The sequence below is a fragment of the Bacillus sp. D48C genome (genome assembly GCF_053345735.1).
Map to the genome: position 1 here is coordinate 167,279 of NZ_JBKFAQ010000009.1, position 19,979 is coordinate 187,257.

Below are 19,979 nucleotides of genomic sequence, written 5' to 3' on the forward strand. Positions count from 1 at the left end.
CCAGTTATTTTTCATATAATCTTTTTATAAACTAGGTGATTTTCTATTTTTAGACTGCTGTTCATACGCATATCCCATATTGAAAAGCTCTCTTTCACCAAACTGTTTCCCTACAAACACTACACCGATTGGTTCTCCATTTTTATCATATCCAGCAGGAACCGCTAATTCCGGATAACCAGCTACAGCTGATAGAAGAATTTCATCGTTATTAATCATAACTAGAGCATCCAAACCTTTTTCTACTAAATACCTATCTAGCTCTTTTTTTGCATTTGCTTGACTCGTTTGTACTACGTTTTCGAACTCTTCTTTCGTTATAGCAGATTTTTCAGACCCCTCAATTAATGTTTGTCCGTATTTTATTCGTCTTTTACTATCCTTTTTATTAAACGCTATAATCTCTTCTAACGATTTTACCGGTATATTTTTTTGCTGTGAAAAATAGTCGTTTACATTATGCTTGAACTCATATTCTAATGTTTGCAAATTATCTACACCCTCAGCACTTAACTGGATATTATCAGCTAATATCGCACCTGCATCTTGAAGGTCTTTTCTAATTTTTTCTGCTACTGTTTTTCTATTTTCATCTTGTTGGTCTACAGAAAAAAGAAGCCCTATCTTTTTCCCTTTTAATCCATCTATTGATAAATCCTTTGTATAATCAATTCTTTCTTTATCTTTCATTTTTTCTGTCATAACATCTTTTTCGTCATAACCTATCATTGCATTAAATAACGTTGCTGCATCTTTTACTGTTCTTGCCATAGGTCCTGCTGTATCAAGAGTTTCAGCTAATGGAATAATTCCTGTTCTACTTACCATACCTAAAGATGGACGTAACCCAACTACTGATTGCTGCGCCGCTGGTGCAACAATCGATCCCGTCGTTTCTGTTCCAATTGCAAGCGGCGCAAAATCTGCCGCAACTACTGTAGCAGATCCTGAACTTGATCCTGAAGTATCGAATGTAATCGGACCGTACGGGTTTAAATTTTGTCCTTTCTTCCCGCTATACCCACTTGGCATTGTAAAAGATAAATAATTCGCCCACTCAGACATATTCGCTTTTCCTAAAACAAATGCTCCTTCTTCTTTCAACTGCTTCACAATTGTTGCGTCTTGATCTGCAATCCAATCTTTTAATACATAAGTTCCTGCACTAGTCGGCATCACTTTTTCCGTCTGTACATTATCTTTTACAACGACAGGAATACCATATAAATTCGAATTTTTGTTTCTACCCCGCTCTTGATCTAACTTTCTTGCTTCTTCCATCGCATTAGGATTTATCTCTGTAACAGAATTTAATGTTATTCCATTTTGATCATGTTCTTGTATTCTAAAGAGATAAATGCTCGTTAATTCTTCATATGACAACTTTCCATCATCAATCATTTTTTGAAGCTCATCTACAGTCGCATTTACGACTTCTTTTTCTTTTATTTTTACATTTTCTATATTGATTCCTTTAAGCTGATTATGTATCGGTTGTAGCACTCTTTCTTTATCATATACAATACGCTCAGGTTCCTTTGGAAAATAATTTTTATACACGTAATATCCGCCGACACACGCTAATAAGACAATGCCTCCAGCGATAGACAGCGTTACCTTTACCCATTTCTTCATGTTGCTTCCTCCACTCTATAAGGTGCTTCGTTACACGAAAAAGAGAGTTACCTTTTACTTAACTCTCTCCAATCAAAATGCTAAATGAAAAAATGAAAGATTTCAATCTAATTACTTCTTTTTTGCATTTGCTTTGCTAACATTTCTTTCACTTGATTATACGTTAACCCTGAATTTTTATTTAAACGCTTTACTTCCTCAACATCAGTACCTACCACTGTATATTTTTTCTCATCATTCATTTTTCTAATTCCCTTCTCACCGGATTATTTCTTATATTTCTTCCCTAAATGCACATAAATTAACACCACTACAAAAAAGGAAGCTGTTTTTAAGCACAGCTTCCTTCTCGTTACATATTGTATTTCTTAATAAAATTTCACTACATCTTCAGTAGGCAAGAACGTTCTTTCTGCTGGTTGTTCGTTTGGTTCACCAAATGGCATTTGACCTACTAAGCTCCACTCTGCTGGAATGTTCCAAGTTTCTTTCACTTCAGCATCTACGATTGGGTTGTAATGTTGTAATGACGCTCCAATTCCTTCAGCAGATAATAGCATCCACACAGTATGTTGTAACATCGCATTTCCTTGATGAGACCAGAATGGGAACTGATCTTTATATAATGGCGCATTTTCTTGCATTTTTTGTACAGTTGCTTGATCTTCAAAGAATAGAACTGTTCCTACACCTGCATGGAAGCCTTTTAGTCTTTCTACAGTCGCTTCAAAGTTTTCTGCTGGTACGCGAGCTCTTAGTGTTTCTTTAACAATATCCCAAAACTTTTCATGCTCTCCATCCATTAATACAACCATACGACCACTTTGCATATTGAAAGATGTTGGTGCGTGTAAAGCTGTTTTTAACACTTCTTCAATTCTTTCTTTCGTAATTGCATCGTTTTTTGCTACTTTACGAATTGAACGGCGATTCACAATTGCTTCTTTTAAGTTTGTTGTAGTTGCTGACATTTTAATTCCTCCAAATGTTTGTTTTATAATTTATTTTGTTATTTCATAACAAGCGAATTAGCAATATCCATCGGTATTACATTGCATACCTTCAAATGAATTTGTTTTATCCTTTTCAATTTCTTTATCAATGACCCTTTCTAGTGTTTCTTTACTAGCAAGCCCTTGAATGACTTCATCTCCAATCATGACAGTTGGAACAGCCATAATATTCGCTTCATCATATGCGTGTTGAATTGCTTCTTGATGCTTTTCTTTATATTTACGAGTTACTAAAGCATCTTTAAATTCCGCCTCAGGAAGTCCTACTTCTACCGCTAATTTTGTTAACAAATCAATATCTTCAATGTTTTGCTCTTCTTGGAAAAATGCTGTGAATACGCGGTGATGATACTCATTACCTAGTCCACGTTCTTTCGCAAATTGACATCCTTCGAAAGCTAAATGTGTATATGGATGTGGTGAAACACGTGGCAAGCGCATATCAATTCCTAACTTCTTCGCTGTCGGAAGAATGAAAGCATCCCATGAACCTAATTTTTCTGGTTCATTCCATGGATCTATTTTTGAATATGGACTTGGACGTAATTCAAATGGCATCCATTCAATCTCTACATCTTTCTCTTTCGCTACCTCATCTAATGGACCTTTTGCTAAAAAACAAAACGGACATATAAAATCTGAGTATACTTTCATTTTTACAGTCATAACTTTTACACCTTACCTTTATTGTTGTAATCAAATCAGTTACATTAATGACAAAAAAATATAAATAGGATTTAAGCATTCATTTTTTCTTGCAAAGTTTCAAACAACTGCCCCATTGTAATATTTCCCAAAACTTCTTCCATCGCGGATTGTGCTTGAATTAAAATAATTTCTAACACCGCTTGAATATTCGCCCCAATTGGACAATCTGGATTCGGTTGCTCGTGAATATGAAATAGCTTGTCTTCTTCGACTACGTTCACTGCATGATACACATCTAACAATGTGATTTCATATAAATCCTTTAGTAATCCCGCGCCACCCGGTCCACGATTTACGTAAACAAAGCCAGCTTGTTTCAAGTACGACATGATTTTACGAATGACTACTGGATTTGTATTGACACTCTCAGCCATATAGTCTGAAGTACAAAGTGAAGATGGATTGTTTTTCAAAATAGATAAAATATGAACAGCTATGGAAAAGCGGCTACTAATTTTCATCGTAATCACCACCTCGATGTAATCATTATAGTTACAACTAAAAAATAAGTCAATCCTTTTCATAGATTTTTTATAAGTAAATTAAAAAGTGTCCCATTATGATATATGAGACACCTCTTTTTATTCTGCAAATAGCGATTGAAATTCTTCAATAAATAGCTGCACAGCGATTGAAGAATCCTTTAATGAAGGAACAGCTAAAGCAATTTCTCTCCATACTTGTGGTTCCAATTCTCTCGTTTGCACATTTTTTGGTAAATTCGTTAAAGATAATTCAGCTAATATTGCAATGCCCAATCCTTCTTGAATCATATTTAAAGCTGTAGTAACTGTCGAAATTACATATTCAGCCCGAAGTGGTACGTTTGCTTGTTTAAACATATCAATAATGGGTGGTTCGTATCCACCCTTACATAATATGATCGGTTCATTCTCTAAATCACAAATTGTAAGAGCGTCCTTCTTACAGAGAGGATGATCCTCTCTTAAGATAGCAACCATTTTCCCCTTCGTTAATGGAACAATCTCCATATCTTTATTAGGCAAAATAACAATTCCTATATCAATAACCCTCGATACTAACCAATCTTCAACTTCTTTAATCGTTCCTTCACAAAGAACGACTTCTAAGTTCGGATACTTCTCCTTAAAAAGGTTTATCATTTTGGGTAAGAAATGTGCAGAAGCGCTCGGAAAACTCCCAATTCGAATCGTCCCAACTTCGTGCCCTTTCTCCATCGCAACTTCTTGTTCAATCTTCTCTACACCGTTCAAAATCTCTCTAATATGTACAAGAATTCTGTTTCCTACATCCGTAACAATTAATCCTTTTCGTTTATCACGTATAAGAATCGTAACTCCTATCTCTGACTCAATACTTGAAATCGCATGACTAACAGCTGGCTGCGTCATATTTAACACCCGAGCTGCCTTCGTAAAACTACCTAACTCAACGGTTTTTATTAATACTTGCAGTTGTGTAATGGTCATAACTAATCACTTATACTCCCCATAAAAAAGATTCATTTTATTTATTACAGTCGATATCATATCATAGTGAAATGAATAACAACAAGGAGGTCTTACCGTGACACAGCTTTCTCGAACTAAGACGGCCATAATCCTTACCTTTCTCGTTTTCATGTGGGGAATCAATTGGCCTTTATCTAAGTTTGCCCTGCATTATACACCACCCGTTTTATTTGCAGGCGTTCGAACTTTAATTGGAGGATTCATTTTACTCCTTTTCGCATTACCGAAATACAAAGAGTTACACTTAAAAGAAACTTGGCATTTATACGTTATTTCTTCTTTACTTAACATCATTATATTTTACGGATTACAAACTGTAGGCCTTCAATATATGCCAGCTGGGTTATTTTCCGCCATTGTATTTCTACAACCTGTTTTACTCGGCGTTTTCTCATGGATTTGGCTTGAAGAATCTATGTACGGCTTAAAAATTTTTGGGCTTGTTCTTGGATTTATTGGCGTGGGTGTCATTAGCTCTAGTAGTTTAACTGGACATATCTCTATTATCGGAATCCTTCTCGCGATAGGATGCGCTATTGGCTGGGCACTTGGAACAGTATTTATTAAGAAGACTGGGCACCGCGTTAATTCCATTTGGATGGTAACACTTCAGCTCATTATTGGCGGGCTTTGCTTAATTGGATTTGGTTCAGAGTTTGAAAGCTGGTCTAGTATCGCTTGGAGTATACCATTTGTTAGCGTACTTCTCTTTATTTCGTTCTTCGTTATTGCAATGGGGTGGCTTGCATACTTCACACTTGTTGGAGCTGGTGAAGCAAGTAAAGTTGGGGCTTATACATTCCTCATTCCACTAATCGCTATTATTGTAAGTTCAATTTTCTTACATGAGGCCATTACAATGAGCTTATTTATTGGGCTATTATTTATTGTTGTGAGCATTTGTTTTGTAAATATAAAACCAAAAGCACTTGCTATAAGGCAGCAAGTTGAATTGAAATAAACGTAAGAAAGAGCCTACTGTTTGTAGGCTCTTTCTTACGTCTTACTTTTTACGACGTACTACAAAAACACACGCACCAACCGACGATACAATCGCCAAAATAGATAAGACAATCGCTATTACTTGCATATTACTAGTGCCTTCATTCTTTTCTACACTAGACACTTCACCATGTTCTCCTGTTAATGACGTACCTTTTGCAATTGTAGTAAGTGAATGTGGTTTTTCAGCTTTTTCATCGCCTGTCCATTCAACAATTTCTCCATCTTTATATTGTTGATATGCGTCCCAAGCTATTTTTTGCTCTTTATCCGGATTTTTAGCGACGAAAGTAAATCGTTGGAATTGACCGGTTAAAATCCCTTCTCCTGTCGCTTCCCATACTACAGTTTTCACTTTTCCAGCACTATCTTTTTGCGCTTCCACTTTCCACCCTGGCACTGGCTCATACTGTTGAAACTCAACGCCAGACGGTATTTTTAGTGTGACTTTTGTCGTTGCTATATTTTTTTCAACTGGTACCTTTATTGTGTAAGTCTCCCATGAATTAACATCAGAAGTTTCTGGCTTTACCGTCACATGAGCACTAACAGGTAACGAAAAGATTCCCATTGCAATTATTGTTGCGATCATTGTTGTTCCTAATTTTTTTATACGTTTCATTTTCTATTAACTCCCTTTCATCTATAACGCCTCTTTATCTGCCACCTACAATAAATTTATAATCTGTATCGAAGCTATCCAGAGATTTTGTTAATCCATGAACATGTATATTCCAGTTTCCTGTCATGTTAATATACATACCTTCTGCTTCATATTCTCCCGGTGAAACTGCTGAAACTTTAAATGAACCTTTTCCCATATTCATATCTAATGATTGAGTAGTTAAAATAATTTGCTCCATATCAGTAACAGGTTGTCCGTTTTCATCCTTTAAAGTAATATGAAATGTATTTTGTCCTACTTTATTAGGACTTACATGTAAAGTAAGTTCATACCCATTATCCAGTAGCTTACTTTCTGTAAAAGGTCCAGTAGGAGGCATCGGTGGTGTTTGTACGTTTGTCATAAAAGCTACGATGACAAAAATGATAATTCCGATGATAAACTCTACTTTCACCGTAGCGCCTAATCCCTTCTGCGCTCTCATTTTCCCTTTCACATAATGTACAATTCCCAATATCCCCATGAAAATGAATAAAAGTATTTTTGCTAATAAAGCTAATCCATACTTCGTATCAAATAAAGAGTGGATTGTTGGAATAAAAAATGTACTGTTAAAAAGACCTGTTATTAAAATCACGATGACAGCACCTGTTGCCCACGGTGAAAAACGCTTAATCATATCCCAATACATACTCCACTTGTCATCCTCTTTACGTAAAAGAAGAATAATGGATGATAGACCGCCAATCCATAATGAAGCTGCAAATAAATGCAGAAAATCCATAACGACAGCAATCTCTTTAAACTTCAAACCATATGCATGACTATTAAAGGCTTTCATAACAAGTATCCCGATAAACAATACTATTGGAATACTCCATACTTTAAACGACGATAGCTTCCCACACTTCATCGCAAAATACGTAACAATTATAAGTGAACTAATAAGAACCATTTGAGTAATCCATACATATCCAAAAACAGAAAGCTGTAACGTTTCTTTTAAGAGTAAAGGATTGAATGCTTCTAGCCATGAAACATCTGCATTTATTTTTGCTTGTAGTGGTAGATTGAATAACAAGCTAATAAATATCCCAAATAAGGAAATCCATATTATGTTCTTACTCCTTGATCGAACCGAGGTTGCATTCCCTTTATACATAATAAGATTAAAGAATAGCACTCCTATAAATAGTGAGAAACTTGTATATAGAACCCCACGTTCCATAATCATATCTATTTGCGGGACATACCCCATCTCTTCTACTTGTACATCATCTGCTCCCGCTTCCGCTGACCCAATTCGGAACGGAATAACTCCTTGAATTGGATGTCCATCAGCTGAAATCACTTTCCACTGAATAGAGTAGAGTCCGTTTTTCAGATTTTCTTTTAACCCTGCTTCTAATAGTTTTTTGTTTTTTTTATCAATATGAGCATCTTTCAAATCGACCCTTTTACCTGATGTATCCCTCACGTACAATGTATTAAAACTTGAAACTTGTATGTCCTCATCGAATTCGATTTTCACAACAGATGGTGCCTTCTTCAAAGTTTCATTTTCAACAGGGTTTGATTTCACAACGTACGCATGAGCAGATGTACTTTTCGGTATCGATATGATAAGCACACATGCAATTAATAACCATGTCCCTAACTTTCTCATTACTTTCACAATCACTTCACTTCTTTCTTACTCATCGCTATACTTCCATTACTTTAACTTTCCAAGTTTGATTATCGGGCGAAATATTAACCTTATTAAATATAATCTTCTATACAGTATAACTATTTATTTCTCTCTCACCTCTAAACTTCCAATATAATAGTAACTACCTTCATAGATACTACTTACATTTTTAAAGTCGATTGTTATTATATCATAAAATATATTTACGTAAGTTCCTGAAGAAGAAAAGTTATCGTGAATCATTTGTGAAGAAAGTGTGAAATACATAAATAAAAAGGTATTACGTTATTACGTAACACCTTTTAAAAAATATCCCTCTTCTATTTCTCTTCCGGATAATCACAATACTCTATGATTGTTCCCTCTGTATCCGCTGGGTTAAGATAGATTAATCTTCTGCCGTGTTTATTAATTCGAAGTGTATGCTTTAACGTTCGAATACCTTGTTCTTTCAATTCCTCTAAAGCCACATCTAAATCATCTACTCGATACGCAACGTGATGAACACCTTTACCTTTTTGTTTAATAAAACGGGCAATTGGAGATGTCGTATTATTCGTCGGTGCAAGTAATTCAATTCTATCTCCATCCACTTCAAGAATGGCTACTTCGCTTTCCACACCAGGAGCTTCACTTACGTAACGATCTATTAAAGTTCCTAGTAACACATTTTCATAAAAACGTATCGTACTATCTATATCACGAACTGCGATTCCGATATGATCAATTGTTTTTTTCATTTTATTTCCCCTACTACTTTATTTTTTCTCATTATTAATAGTAACAAAAAAAGCTATAGAAACAAGTCTATAACTTTTTTTATTTAACCTATTTTCTTATCTGCTCTAGTTGCTGGTTGAACTTGGTTTTTCACTTTTAAAATGCTAATGCCATATCCGATAAATCCACCGATAATCGCTGGGAAGATCCAGCCTAGTCCTACTTCCTGCATCGGAAGGAATTTAGTGAACACTTGGCTTACTACTTCAATGTTAACTCCAGCTGCACTTAATCCATCGAATAAGCTGATGATAAATGTTACGATCAAGCTTACTTGATAAACTTCCGCTCTTCCTTTAAATAATGAATGGAAGAATGTTAAGAAAATCAATACGATTGCTAGTGGATAAATTGCTGTTAATACTGGAACAGAAACTGCGATTAATTGTGTTAATCCTACGTTTGCAACAATGGCACTAAATACACAGAGCGTGATTGCAATTGCTTTGTAAGGAACATTTGGGAATAACTTATGGAAGAATGAAGAACATGCTGATACAAGTCCCACACTAGTTGTTAAACACGCTACTGTAATCATTAATCCTAATAATACTCCGCCGTATGATCCAAAATAGTAGTTAGAAACTTTCGCTAATACTTCTCCACCGTTCTCTAAATGTCCAAGCTTTGCAACACTTGAAGCACCCATATAAGAAAGAGCTGTATAGATAATTGCTAAAATAGATGCTGCAATTATGGTCGCTTTTGCACAAACGACCATAATTTGTGTTTTCGTTTTTGCACCTTTTTCTTTAATTGCATTAATGATAATAATCCCGAATACGAATGATGCGAGCGTATCCATCGTTAAGTATCCTTCTTGGAATCCTTTAAAGAATGCATGTGATGTATAAGCTTCCACTGGTGCTTGCATATCTCCAATCGGATGTATAAAAGCAACGATTACTAAAATACCGATGAAAGTCAACTTAATTGGCGTTAAAATTTTTCCAACAATATCGACAATTTTCGCGGGATTTAGCGAAAAAAAACAAGTGATGCTAAAGAATATAATTGTGAAAAGAATTAAAGGTGTAGAACCTACTCCCTCTGGCATAAACGGCTTAAGACCAATTTCATAAGATACATTTCCTGTTCTCGGTATTGCAAATAACGGACCGATCGCTAAGTATAAAACTGTTGTAAACACAATCCCGAACACTGGGTGAGCGCGACTTGCTAATGACTGCAAATCATCTTTACCTGAAAAACCAAATGCTAGTACACCTAGTAATGGTAGTCCAACACCAGTTACTAAAAATCCAGCGTTAGCAATCCATACATTCTCTCCTGCTGATTGACCAAGCATCGCTGGGAAAATTAAATTTCCCGCTCCAAAAAATAGTGCAAATAACATTAATCCAATAACTACTATGAACGAAAACGGTACTTTATTCGCCATAATATAACCCCCATTCAAATTTCCTTATCTCATTTTCCAATTTTAACTAATTGAATTTTCTGAATATTTAATTTAAGTATCAACTATTCTTGAACTCATTATAGTTTGCTATATAATATTTTGCAATACTATTTTCGAACTTTTCTTTTATTTTATAAATATACATTTTTTAACATGAAAAATAGACTAAAAAACCAACATGGTCATCCATGTTGGTTTTTCCATTTACTATCATGAATTAAAATTTCGCTGCTACTTTTTTAACGTTTTCTAGACCTTCTTCAACAATTTGTTGTGAACGATCTGGATATTGATTGTGCCCTTCAATTACAACTGTCTCTGGATTTGTAATTCCCCAGAATCCAAGTACAGTTGTTACGTAATTAACTGCCATTTCCATAGGAGCCATTTGTTCTGAAGAGTAATCTGAACCACGAGCACCTAACACAACTACTTTTTTACCACCAACTAAACCTTCTGGGCCATTTGCTGTATATTTAAACGTTTTTCCAGCTTGAGATAAGTATGAAATATATGTGATTAATGGTGCTGGTACTGTAAAGTTCCATAATGGGAATGCAAATACAACCTTATCAGCTTCTAAAAACTGATTTAAATATTGATCTACTGTAGCAACTGCCTTCTCTTCTTCAGCTGTTAACTCCATGCCTTGGCTACGTTTATATCCACCTGAAATCGCGATATTTCCGTAATAAGGAAGATCTAATGCAAATAAATCTAATTCCGTAATTTCTGTATTTGGATTTGCTTCTTTATAAGTACTTACAAATGTTTCATACATTTTTGAACTAACTGCTTGCTCCGCTGGACGATCGTTTGCTTTTACAAATAATACTTTTGACATTTTTTTATTCCCCTCTACATTCTTATTTTCTTCTTTTTTACCAAATAACGAGCTAAATAATCCCATTTTCTTCACCTAAACTTTCTTATCATATTCATTATTCATCATCATAAAAATTCTTATTCTAATAAAAAGTTCCAATTGATACCTTAAGTAAAGCCAATCAAAACTTTTTGTTATTTAATTACCTTATGTAAGTGATTGTAATATAGCAACTTACTTTAGTCAAGTAACTTTTAATAAAAAACAAAATCTCAATTTAAAAATATTAACTAAAATACAATTGAACACCAAATACATCTTTATTACTTGTATAATAAACTTAGAGAGGAAAATTCATATATAGAAAGGATTTATTCATGAGCACTATAGAAAAGATTCAAACTTTTATTATTCTTTTTGCTGTTACATGCGGCATCGTACTCGGACAATTTAATATGATACATACGTATTCAGACAAGTTTATTGTTCCCTTCTTATTTTTTATGCTATATGGATTATTCCTCAGCATCCCATTAAAAGAAATAAAAAACGGATTTCGCAATTTAAAATTTGCTGGAACAAGTCTTACTATTAACTTCTTATGGACACCTTTACTCGCTTGGGGGTTAGGGGCACTATTTCTTTCAGATCATCCAGCACTTTGGGTTGGATTTATAATGTTAATGGTTACTCCATGCACAGATTGGTACTTAATCTTTACTGAAATAGCGAAAGGAAATGTAGCACTTTCTACTGCAATTTTACCTGTAAATTTAATTTTGCAAGTTCTACTCCTTCCAATTTATTTATTTTTATTTGCTGGTGTCATGAAAACTGTAGCGGTTTTTGTTTTAGTAGAAAGTATTGTTATCGTAATCGTCTTACCATTTATACTTGCACACGCTACAAAATTCATTATGAATAAAATGAAAAAAGCTGAAACTCTCGAGAATAAACTCATTCCGTTTTTCAGCTCTGCTCAAATTGTATTTTTAAGTTTAGCAATAGTAGCGATGTTTGCATCACAAGGTAAATATTTACTGCAAAATATGAATGTCGTTTTATTATTACTCGTTCCTGTTCTATTGTTCTTCATCATTAATTTTTTACTAGGACAATTTATCGGGCGCATGATGCATTTATCTTACAAAGATACAGTAAGTCTAAGCTTAACAACGTTAGCAAGAAACTCACCTGTTGCACTCGCTATCGCTGTGACCGCTTTTCCAGATGAGCCTCTTATCGCACTTGCACTCGTTATTGGACCATTGATTGAGTTACCAGTACTAGCTTGTGTGTCACAAGTTTTGTTGCTTATTAAGAAAAAACGGCAATACGCATAATAAAAAACGTCCCATTTTGGGACGTTTTTTATTATGGAAAGATTACATACAACACTTATTTCTTATTTATCATTACAAATGAAATTACCGAAACTACAAACGTAATAATACCAATTATAATAAAGTGAAACTTTAATCATTGGGGGTTTTGTTCCTCCCCCAATGATTATTAGCCCTCACCACTCCCGCATTAACAGATCCTTTCTAATTAAAAATGATAGGAAACGTAAATATGACGAAAGCTGCCCAAAGTCCGTATATTGGCAAATACTTCGTAACGGCATCTTGGATAGCTTTTGGTCCTGATTTATTTTGCAAGAAACGCATATAGGAAAACATAATCCAAATTAGATTTGCCCAGATCAGTATGTTTACACCTAAAACAGCTAGTCTATTAGGTGTAATCCCGTAAGAAGAAAGTCTAAATACGATGGCTGACAATGCAACAGTATCAATAATAAGTGCCAGAACAATTAAGGCAAAATTTATATAATCTGAAATACTCTTTTTCTCGTCTGAGTCACTCTCAACGATAGAAAATATAGTAACAGCCAATACACCAAGCAGTATTCCGTTGAAGGCCATTAGGAAATTGCGATCCAAGAATGGATTTTTCCCGACCAAAATTACCGTTATAAGATAGATAAGCAAGGTAATCAGGACGAGAGGACTAAAAACTTTAGATATGTATGGTGTAATATTTTTAGCAAGCTTAAGATTCATTGATACTAAGTATGCAGTCACAATAGCGAGAGCCGCTGCTCCAAATAAAACAACATTACTAAAATAGAATTCTCCTATATCTAAGTCAACAAAGCTAAATAAACGCATGGTGAATATTGCTAGTATCATTCCGCTCACTGCCATGCTCCCGTAGAGAAGACAATATTCTAAATTAAATTTAATATAGGCTAATCTTGTACTGCCTTTTGAATATTCATTTCCTGTAAATGCAAGCCCTACTAAGACCCATAAAAATATAGGAAGATGTAAATACGCAAGTATGGTACTGTCTTTATAATTTATTGGCAACGTATTAAGATACACCCCGGAAACTAGGAATAACGCTATAAGGGAATAAATAATACTTTTTTTCGGCTTATTATTGTAAACAAAATAAGCAGCAATAAAGGGAATTACACCAAAAGCCAAATTAATTGGAGCAATTGCTTCCTGCTCAACAAAGTGGAAAATGATCCTGGTGCTTATGCCGGCCAGAATAGCTAAAAGGCCCATGAATAAGAAACCTTTTTGAAACAAAGATGTTTTTTCTTTATTTACTTTCTCCTTAAAATGCAACCTTTCATACCAAGCACCTAGAATTTGAGAATCAGGGTTTTGGTCCCATGCTTGTGAGAATGCTTTTTTAAAAGCTTTCGGATCTTTTCTATACATCTTCTCCAACTCATGGGGGTTATCCATATGTTTAACAATCAAATTGTTACTGTTCATAGTTATACCTCCTCTAATTTTAAAAATAAGGTTGTTACCTTTTAACAAAAGCACCTCACTCATTTATTATGATTTTGATTTTAATACAAAATTTATCGTTTTACAATAAAAAATTATTATTTAAAGGATTTTTTTTATCGTTAAATTTTATATAAAAGAAAAAACAAAAGAGCATGACATAAAACTGTCATGCTCTTTTAACAAATTAATTCTCAAATACAAAATTAATCTTATTATCTTTCCACTCTAATTTCGCATCAAACGTTTTCTCGCCCTTTTTAAAGCCTTTAATTAAATCAGTCTTTTCACCTTTTAAGAGCTTTGTCATATTCTTTTGCGAAATTGTTTTACTTAATATCTTCTTTGAAATGGTGAAATCACATTGCGTTGTATTATAGTTAGAACAACCGTAAAACGTTGACTTATCAATTACATCGCCATCACATTTTTTACAGCTACCAACCTTTTTACCCGTTGTAAATTTCGATCCTTTTCGTTCAATCGATTCAACATGTAGTCCCGTGAAATCCCACTTCTCAGACATTTCCACTGCGTCTTCAATAATTTTAGCTGATAGCTTTTTCGTCTGTTCCATAAATGTAGCTGGTGAAGCTGTACCTTCACCAATTTCCGCAAGACGTTGTTCCCATTTCGCAGTCATTTCCGGTGAAGCTAGTATTTTGTCACCAATTGCGGTAATTAATACTTTTCCTTTATCAGTCGCATACACTTGGTTTTTCTTTACATCTATATATTTACGGTCTTTCAGCATCGTAATAATACCCGCGCGGGTCGCTTCCGTACCTAAACCTTCTGTTTTCTTCAATACCTTCTCTAGCTCTTCATTCTCTAAATACTTACCGGCTGTTTTCATTAACGTAATAAGTTGTCCTTCTGTATAACGCTTCGGTGGCTGTGTTTTTCCTTCTTTCACTTTCACCTTTACAACTTTTCCTTCTTCACCTTCAGCTACAATTGGAAGAATGGTTTCGTCATCTTTATCGTCTTGGAAAATAACTTTACGCCAACCTTCTTGAATTTGCTGTTTTCCTTTTGAAATGAATTCAGCACGTTCATCTACAAGCGTTACAATCGTTGTATAGTCAAAGATTGCAACTTCATAATGAGCTGCAATAAGCCTTCTTACGATCATATCGTATATTTTCTTTTCATCACCTGATAGTCTGCTTGGGTTTGTAACTTGCTCTGTCGGAATAATCGCGTAGTGATCTGTTACTTTCTTTTCATTTACATAACGCTTATTGTTCATAATGGATTCAACCGGAGCCGGTAATAAACCTTTATATTCATCAAACTGACTTAACTTCTGTAAAATATCAGGGAAAGTCGCTGCTTCTCCTTGAGTAACATAGTTAGAATCTGAACGTGGATAAGAAACAATCCCTTTTTGATAGAGTGCTTGCGTTATATCAAGCGTCTTTTTCGGTGAAAACTTAAAGGCTTTATTTGCCGTTGCTTGCAGTGATGATAAGTTGAATAAAAGCGGCGGCTGAAACTCTTTACGCTCCGTTTTCATTTCCTTCACAACAGCCGGTTTCCCTTGGCAAAATGCCGCAATTTTATTCGCCATATCAGGGTCTTTTAAGCGGGATTCATTATCCTTCTCCCATTTCCCGTCATATTTCTTTCCTTCTATATTAAAGGTTGCAAACACTTCCCAGAAAGGCTCTGACTTAAAGTTTTCAATTTCTTTCTCACGCTTTACAATCAATGCTAACGTTGGTGTTTGGACACGACCAGCAGAAAATACATCATTCATTCCTTTTTTCTTTAACAAAATACTAAACACACGTGATGCATTCATGCCAACAACCCAGTCAGCACAAGATCTTGTGTATGCTTCGTAATACGTATTAATTGTATCTGATTCATCAAGTAAATTTTTAAACCCTTGATAAATTGCTTGCTTCGTTAAAGACGAAATCCATAGACGCTTCATCGGCTTTTGCACGTTACAAAGATTAATAATATTTCGTACGATCAGTTCCCCTTCACGCCCAGCATCGCCTGCGTGAATAATTTCTGTTACCTGTGGATTATGTAACAGCTGTTTCACAACGTTAAATTGCTTATACTTTGACTTTGTAACTTCAAATTGAAAACGCTCTGGAATCATCGGTAACGTATTAAGTGACCATTTTTTCCACTCTGCGTGATAATGCTCTGGATTACATAACTGCGTCAAATGACCAATTGCCCATGTACAGTACGCTCCATTTGGAAATAACTCATTCGCTTCTACTTCTAAATATCCATCTTTCCGGCGATATTTAAACTGTGAAACAAGAGCCAACCCTTGATCTGGTTTCTCGGCAATAATTAATTTCATTTTATAACTCCCTATCTGTATTCCAGTGTTACTTTCATTGTATATATGTTTAGAAGCGATGATAAAACAACAATCTTATTTATCATTCGCGGTTTGTCTCGCAAATGTGAGACCTATAATATTATACGCTTATTCTTTATGGCTTCACAATAGAAACTCATAATATAACAATTTCTTTCACATGCTTACAATTAAAAAAGACGCCCTAAAAAATCAAGCGTTCCTTTGCTTACATCTATGAAATTGTGCAGATAATATGCAGATATTAATAAGCATAAGTACTCTCCATATAAACATATGATGAAATGAACGATAGGACAAGGAGGTATCATAATGTTTGCTTATACGTTAACTACCTTAACACTTTGCTGTACCTCAATTCTTATTGCATCCAATATTTCTAAACGTAAGAGTACCCTAATGGAGTATATGGTATTTATTATGTCTTTTAGTATGAGTATCGGTTTAAGTATTGGTTTTTACTTAGGCATTCTCTTTAAGGGGGAATTACTATATTCTACTTTGCTTGCTATTTTAATTAGTGGTTTTATCGGTTTCTTAATCGGTCTACGTTTTCACCTATATACTGCTTTAGAAGGAATGTTCTCTGGATTAATGGCAAGTACGATGGGAGCAATGATTACAGAAATGTTAAACGCTCAACAAGCTCATAGTATATTGTTCATTAGCCTTTTACTTACTATAACGATTACTATGTCCTGTGTGATTCAATTGTTATCGGAGAACTTTTCTACTTTTATCCAACAGCGTTTTTTGTTATTACTTTCAATTAGTGTAGTAATTATCGTTGCCGTATTCGCGACATTCCCAGATCATACTCCTTCACCTGGGCATAATCAACATATACATTAGTACTTGCAACAAAAATGAATAAGCAGCTATCCATAGGATAACTGCTTCCTATTATTCTGGCTTATTAGGAATGTTTTGGTTTGGAACATAGTCAGATTTATAATCTGTATAGTTCACTTCCGTTACCATCCCTGCTGAAGCATGATGTAGGTCGTGACAGTGGAACATCCACTCACCCGGATTGTCTGCTACAAAGGCTACTTCATATTCTTCACCCGGTTTTAAGTTCAATGTATCTTTTACAATTGGAGAACCTTTTATCGGTTTTCCATCTTTACTCAACACCTGGAAGAAGTGCCCGTGTAAATGCATTGGGTGATCATCCATTTTAGAACGATTTACCAACTTCACTTTTACTAAATCACCCTTTTTCACTTGAATTGGGTCAATATCCGGAAATACCTTTCCGTTAATTGTATATACCATTTCATTTCCATTCATTTGCGTATTTAAGTCCATATTATATGTGGCAGTATACTCTTGATTTAACGTGAAACTACCTAATTTTTTAGTACCATATTTCATTATATCTACTTTCGGTAGTTTTTCTTTTTCGTCTGCTTTATCTTTCATCTCTTTGCTACCATCATACTCAATAACAGCTTTCATTCCTTTTGCACCTTTATTTTTTGAATGGTCTTCAACATACCACTTCCCAGGATTATTAGCAGTAAATTCAATATCATAACGTTCACCCGGTGCGATTGAAATTACTTTATCCTTTATAACTTTTGGATCGTTTATTGGTTGACCATCTGTCGCAATTACTTTTATATCATGACCATGAACATGTATATCATGTGATAGATAACCAGCATTGACGAGTCTAAGACGAACGTTATCTCCCTTATTCACTTTTAATGGCGCTACTAAATCACCGCTTTTTCCATTGATTGTGAATAAATCATACATACTCATATCATGACCTTCCATCTTCATATTTCCATGGTCCATTCCTGTCATATTGCCAGAGTCTTTTTGATCACTGTCCATGTCCATACCGGAATGATCCATGCCGTTCTTATCGTCATTCTTTTTCGTATTTTCATCACCTTTAGATTTATTACCTATTTGCCCTTTTGTCATTTCTTTTAACTGCTTTTTAATTTCTTCTTTATCTGTAACCCATTCATCCAACATTAATGTGTAATCTTTATCATATTTTTCCTTTGCATCTTCTACAATGAGCGCTCCATACAAACCTCTATCTAATTGATTTACAGAATCTTGATGCGAGTGATACCAGTACGTTCCTGGTACGTTCGCTTCAAATTCGTAAGTGAAACTTTTTCCTGGTTCAACTGCATCTTGTGTCACGCCTGGAATTCCATCCATGTTATTTGGGACAGGATATCCATGCCAATGAATAGATACTGGTACAGATAATTCATTTTTTAATGTCACTTTCACCTTTTCACCTTTTTTCACCCGAATTTCTGGACCAGGAGATGAGCCATTAAATGTCCAGACTGGAACAATAACACCGTTACTTAATTTTTGCTTTTCTTCTTTCGCTATTAAAGTAACTTCTGGTCCTTTTTCAACCTTCAATGGTGTTGTAGCTGTTTCAGTCTGTATTGTTTTTTTATCATTCATATTTTTATGATCATTTGTTGTATTTGTCGTCACAGAACAGGCAGCAATTAAAAATATTACATAGACTGTAACGGCTGCTAATACAAATCGCTTCATGGAAAATCCCCCCTTTTTCTTTTTCAAAATCATTATAGAAGTTGATTTTCAAGAAAATAAGGAGATGTAATTAGATCTTACGTAAGCTAATTGGAAGATTACTAAAAGCGGAGACATTACAAGAGGCGAATATTTTAGAAATACAAAATGCTTTCCTTGTAGCGACTATATTAGCCGTTCTCGTATTTGTTTTGACGTTATTTCTTAAGAAACAATAACACTTCTATTATTAAATAAGAAAAATGTAGCTAAAATGCTCTTCACAAAAGAACTTACATTTTTGTATAATAAGAACTAATGTTCCTTACAAGAAGACAATAGACTCAAATTACACAAATATATCAAATAGAAGAGGATTGATATACGATGAAAATTGATAGACCAAAAATTTCACCAGAGTTATCTTCAAAGAATTTTCAAGATATTTTTTATGAAGAAGATCCAACATTAGAAGTGTGTGAAATTATAGACTCCACTTTCGAAAATGAATCTGTAGATAGAGTGCGATTGTATGATGCAGTGATAAAGAATTGTAAATTCACTAATACAGACTTTAGCAATATCGATATTACAGATGTTTGTTTTGAAAACTGCGATTTATCAAATGTTAATTTAAGCAATTCTTCTGTTCATAGAGTCGAATTTAAAAACAGTAAATTAATCGGGGTTAATTTTGCAGAATCTAGCTTAGGAAATGTTAAATTTGAGAATTCAATTTTGAATTTAGCAGCATTTGGGAATTCTAAACTAGAAAAAATTATATTTAATGAAACTTCATTAAATAATGCAGATTTTTTTGACTGTAAACTTAAAAAAGTTGAATTCCAATTATGTAGTCTTGATGAAGCTAATTTTGATCAGACATCACTGAAGGGGATAGATATTAGTTCTTCTACCTTTGATACACTTACAGTTTCAGTGAACGATTTAAGAGGATGTAAAGTATCAACATATCAAGCTGTTCAGTTTGCAACTTTATTAGGATTAATAATTAAAGATTAGTATTTCGAAGATAAAAAGAACCCTATCCCGAATCCTGGATTTTTTAATTGTCCACGATTCGAGATAAAGTTC

Annotated in this window: 18 protein-coding genes; 4 read left to right on the forward strand and 14 right to left on the reverse strand. The window is 34.4% G+C overall.

All coding sequences use genetic code 11. The annotated features are described in order from the left end of the window. Nucleotides 1–24: 24 nt before the first annotated feature. From ACLBXA_RS21055 to ACLBXA_RS21080, 6 genes are all read right to left on the reverse strand, one after another. Entirely contained in the window at nt 25–1,635 is a 1,611-nt protein-coding gene (locus tag ACLBXA_RS21055) for an amidase family protein (RefSeq protein ID WP_000759451.1), read from the reverse strand. 107 nt (nt 1,636–1,742) lie between these two features. Beyond that, complete coding sequence (locus ACLBXA_RS21060; RefSeq protein WP_000997346.1) at nt 1,743–1,877, reverse strand: hypothetical protein; 135 nt, start codon at nt 1,875–1,877, stop codon at nt 1,743–1,745. A 126-nt stretch (nt 1,878–2,003) separates the two neighbouring features. After that, nucleotides 2,004–2,606 (reverse strand): nitroreductase family protein, encoded by a 603-nt coding sequence (locus ACLBXA_RS21065; protein WP_001277013.1) that lies wholly within the window; start codon nt 2,604–2,606, stop codon nt 2,004–2,006. A gap of 57 nt (nt 2,607–2,663) precedes the next feature. Further along, entirely contained in the window at nt 2,664–3,314 is a 651-nt protein-coding gene (locus ACLBXA_RS21070; RefSeq protein WP_000216665.1) for a DsbA family oxidoreductase, read from the reverse strand. A gap of 71 nt (nt 3,315–3,385) precedes the next feature. Continuing rightward, a complete protein-coding gene (locus tag ACLBXA_RS21075; RefSeq protein ID WP_000704083.1) occupies nt 3,386–3,817 on the reverse strand; it encodes an Rrf2 family transcriptional regulator in 432 nt (143 codons plus the stop codon). Between the two features lie 120 nt (nt 3,818–3,937). Further along, entirely contained in the window at nt 3,938–4,807 is an 870-nt protein-coding gene (locus tag ACLBXA_RS21080; RefSeq protein ID WP_000156761.1) for a LysR family transcriptional regulator, read from the reverse strand. Between the two features lie 97 nt (nt 4,808–4,904). On the opposite strand from ACLBXA_RS21080, the gene ACLBXA_RS21085 reads away from it, so the two are divergent. Next, complete coding sequence (locus ACLBXA_RS21085) at nt 4,905–5,810, forward strand: DMT family transporter (RefSeq protein WP_000192819.1); 906 nt, start codon at nt 4,905–4,907, stop codon at nt 5,808–5,810. 42 nt (nt 5,811–5,852) lie between these two features. Here ACLBXA_RS21085 and ACLBXA_RS21090 read toward each other — a convergent pair whose 3' ends face one another. The 5 genes from ACLBXA_RS21090 to ACLBXA_RS21110 form a co-directional block, all read right to left on the reverse strand. After that, nucleotides 5,853–6,473 carry a YcnI family copper-binding membrane protein gene (locus tag ACLBXA_RS21090; RefSeq protein ID WP_000821388.1) on the reverse strand — a complete coding sequence of 207 codons (621 nt, stop codon included), beginning with the start codon at nt 6,471–6,473 and terminating at the stop codon, nt 5,853–5,855. Nucleotides 6,474–6,507: 34 nt separating this feature from the next. After that, nucleotides 6,508–8,157 (reverse strand): copper resistance CopC/CopD family protein, encoded by a 1,650-nt coding sequence (locus tag ACLBXA_RS21095; protein ID WP_041488119.1) that lies wholly within the window; start codon nt 8,155–8,157, stop codon nt 6,508–6,510. Nucleotides 8,158–8,486: 329 nt separating this feature from the next. Further along, a complete protein-coding gene (locus ACLBXA_RS21100; RefSeq protein WP_000750851.1) occupies nt 8,487–8,906 on the reverse strand; it encodes a VOC family protein in 420 nt (139 codons plus the stop codon). An 83-nt stretch (nt 8,907–8,989) separates the two neighbouring features. Further along, nucleotides 8,990–10,348 (reverse strand): branched-chain amino acid transport system II carrier protein, encoded by a 1,359-nt coding sequence (brnQ, locus tag ACLBXA_RS21105; RefSeq protein ID WP_001284783.1) that lies wholly within the window; start codon nt 10,346–10,348, stop codon nt 8,990–8,992. A 238-nt stretch (nt 10,349–10,586) separates the two neighbouring features. Then, complete coding sequence (locus ACLBXA_RS21110; protein WP_000522502.1) at nt 10,587–11,279, reverse strand: FMN-dependent NADH-azoreductase; 693 nt, start codon at nt 11,277–11,279, stop codon at nt 10,587–10,589. A gap of 293 nt (nt 11,280–11,572) precedes the next feature. Between ACLBXA_RS21110 and ACLBXA_RS21115 the strand changes: the two genes are divergently transcribed. Then, nucleotides 11,573–12,538: an arsenic resistance protein gene (locus ACLBXA_RS21115; protein ID WP_000103812.1), complete on the forward strand. Its 966-nt coding sequence runs from the start codon at nt 11,573–11,575 to the stop codon at nt 12,536–12,538. Between the two features lie 204 nt (nt 12,539–12,742). Here the strand turns inward: ACLBXA_RS21115 and ACLBXA_RS21120 are convergent, their stop codons facing one another. Both ACLBXA_RS21120 and topB read right to left on the reverse strand, forming a co-directional pair. Beyond that, nucleotides 12,743–13,990 (reverse strand): DUF4153 domain-containing protein, encoded by a 1,248-nt coding sequence (locus ACLBXA_RS21120; RefSeq protein ID WP_447617435.1) that lies wholly within the window; start codon nt 13,988–13,990, stop codon nt 12,743–12,745. A gap of 205 nt (nt 13,991–14,195) precedes the next feature. Then, nucleotides 14,196–16,340 carry a DNA topoisomerase III gene (topB, locus tag ACLBXA_RS21125; RefSeq protein WP_000766771.1) on the reverse strand — a complete coding sequence of 715 codons (2,145 nt, stop codon included), beginning with the start codon at nt 16,338–16,340 and terminating at the stop codon, nt 14,196–14,198. 333 nt (nt 16,341–16,673) lie between these two features. Here topB and ACLBXA_RS21130 point away from each other — a divergent pair, with 333 nt between their 5' ends. Continuing rightward, nucleotides 16,674–17,213 (forward strand): hypothetical protein, encoded by a 540-nt coding sequence (locus tag ACLBXA_RS21130; protein ID WP_086403329.1) that lies wholly within the window; start codon nt 16,674–16,676, stop codon nt 17,211–17,213. 51 nt (nt 17,214–17,264) lie between these two features. On the opposite strand, the gene ACLBXA_RS21135 is transcribed toward ACLBXA_RS21130, so the two are convergent. Further along, nucleotides 17,265–18,905, reverse strand: coding sequence for a multicopper oxidase family protein (locus tag ACLBXA_RS21135; protein WP_098832836.1), 1,641 nt, complete (start codon nt 18,903–18,905; stop codon nt 17,265–17,267). A 366-nt stretch (nt 18,906–19,271) separates the two neighbouring features. Between ACLBXA_RS21135 and ACLBXA_RS21140 the strand changes: the two genes are divergently transcribed. After that, nucleotides 19,272–19,907: a pentapeptide repeat-containing protein gene (locus ACLBXA_RS21140; RefSeq protein ID WP_000687268.1), complete on the forward strand. Its 636-nt coding sequence runs from the start codon at nt 19,272–19,274 to the stop codon at nt 19,905–19,907. The last annotated feature ends 72 nt before the right edge of the window (nt 19,908–19,979 follow it).

What these genes read in the sequence shown, in the direction of transcription:
- ACLBXA_RS21135 (WP_098832836.1), bottom strand. Translation starts at nt 18,905, where the DNA reads ATGAAGCGATTTGTATTAGCAGCCGTTACAGTCTATGTAATATTTTTA.
- ACLBXA_RS21055 (WP_000759451.1), bottom strand. Translation starts at nt 1,635, where the DNA reads ATGAAGAAATGGGTAAAGGTAACGCTGTCTATCGCTGGAGGCATTGTC.
- ACLBXA_RS21075 (WP_000704083.1), bottom strand. Translation starts at nt 3,817, where the DNA reads ATGAAAATTAGTAGCCGCTTTTCCATAGCTGTTCATATTTTATCTATT.
- brnQ (WP_001284783.1), bottom strand. Translation starts at nt 10,348, where the DNA reads ATGGCGAATAAAGTACCGTTTTCGTTCATAGTAGTTATTGGATTAATG.
- ACLBXA_RS21065 (WP_001277013.1), bottom strand. Translation starts at nt 2,606, where the DNA reads ATGTCAGCAACTACAACAAACTTAAAAGAAGCAATTGTGAATCGCCGT.
- ACLBXA_RS21110 (WP_000522502.1), bottom strand. Translation starts at nt 11,279, where the DNA reads ATGGGATTATTTAGCTCGTTATTTGGTAAAAAAGAAGAAAATAAGAAT.
- ACLBXA_RS21060 (WP_000997346.1), bottom strand. Translation starts at nt 1,877, where the DNA reads ATGAATGATGAGAAAAAATATACAGTGGTAGGTACTGATGTTGAGGAA.
- ACLBXA_RS21120 (WP_447617435.1), bottom strand. Translation starts at nt 13,990, where the DNA reads ATGAACAGTAACAATTTGATTGTTAAACATATGGATAACCCCCATGAG.
- ACLBXA_RS21080 (WP_000156761.1), bottom strand. Translation starts at nt 4,807, where the DNA reads ATGACCATTACACAACTGCAAGTATTAATAAAAACCGTTGAGTTAGGT.
- ACLBXA_RS21115 (WP_000103812.1), top strand. Translation starts at nt 11,573, where the DNA reads ATGAGCACTATAGAAAAGATTCAAACTTTTATTATTCTTTTTGCTGTT.
- ACLBXA_RS21140 (WP_000687268.1), top strand. Translation starts at nt 19,272, where the DNA reads ATGAAAATTGATAGACCAAAAATTTCACCAGAGTTATCTTCAAAGAAT.
- ACLBXA_RS21090 (WP_000821388.1), bottom strand. Translation starts at nt 6,473, where the DNA reads ATGAAACGTATAAAAAAATTAGGAACAACAATGATCGCAACAATAATT.
- ACLBXA_RS21070 (WP_000216665.1), bottom strand. Translation starts at nt 3,314, where the DNA reads ATGACTGTAAAAATGAAAGTATACTCAGATTTTATATGTCCGTTTTGT.
- topB (WP_000766771.1), bottom strand. Translation starts at nt 16,340, where the DNA reads ATGAAATTAATTATTGCCGAGAAACCAGATCAAGGGTTGGCTCTTGTT.
- ACLBXA_RS21100 (WP_000750851.1), bottom strand. Translation starts at nt 8,906, where the DNA reads ATGAAAAAAACAATTGATCATATCGGAATCGCAGTTCGTGATATAGAT.
- ACLBXA_RS21130 (WP_086403329.1), top strand. Translation starts at nt 16,674, where the DNA reads ATGTTTGCTTATACGTTAACTACCTTAACACTTTGCTGTACCTCAATT.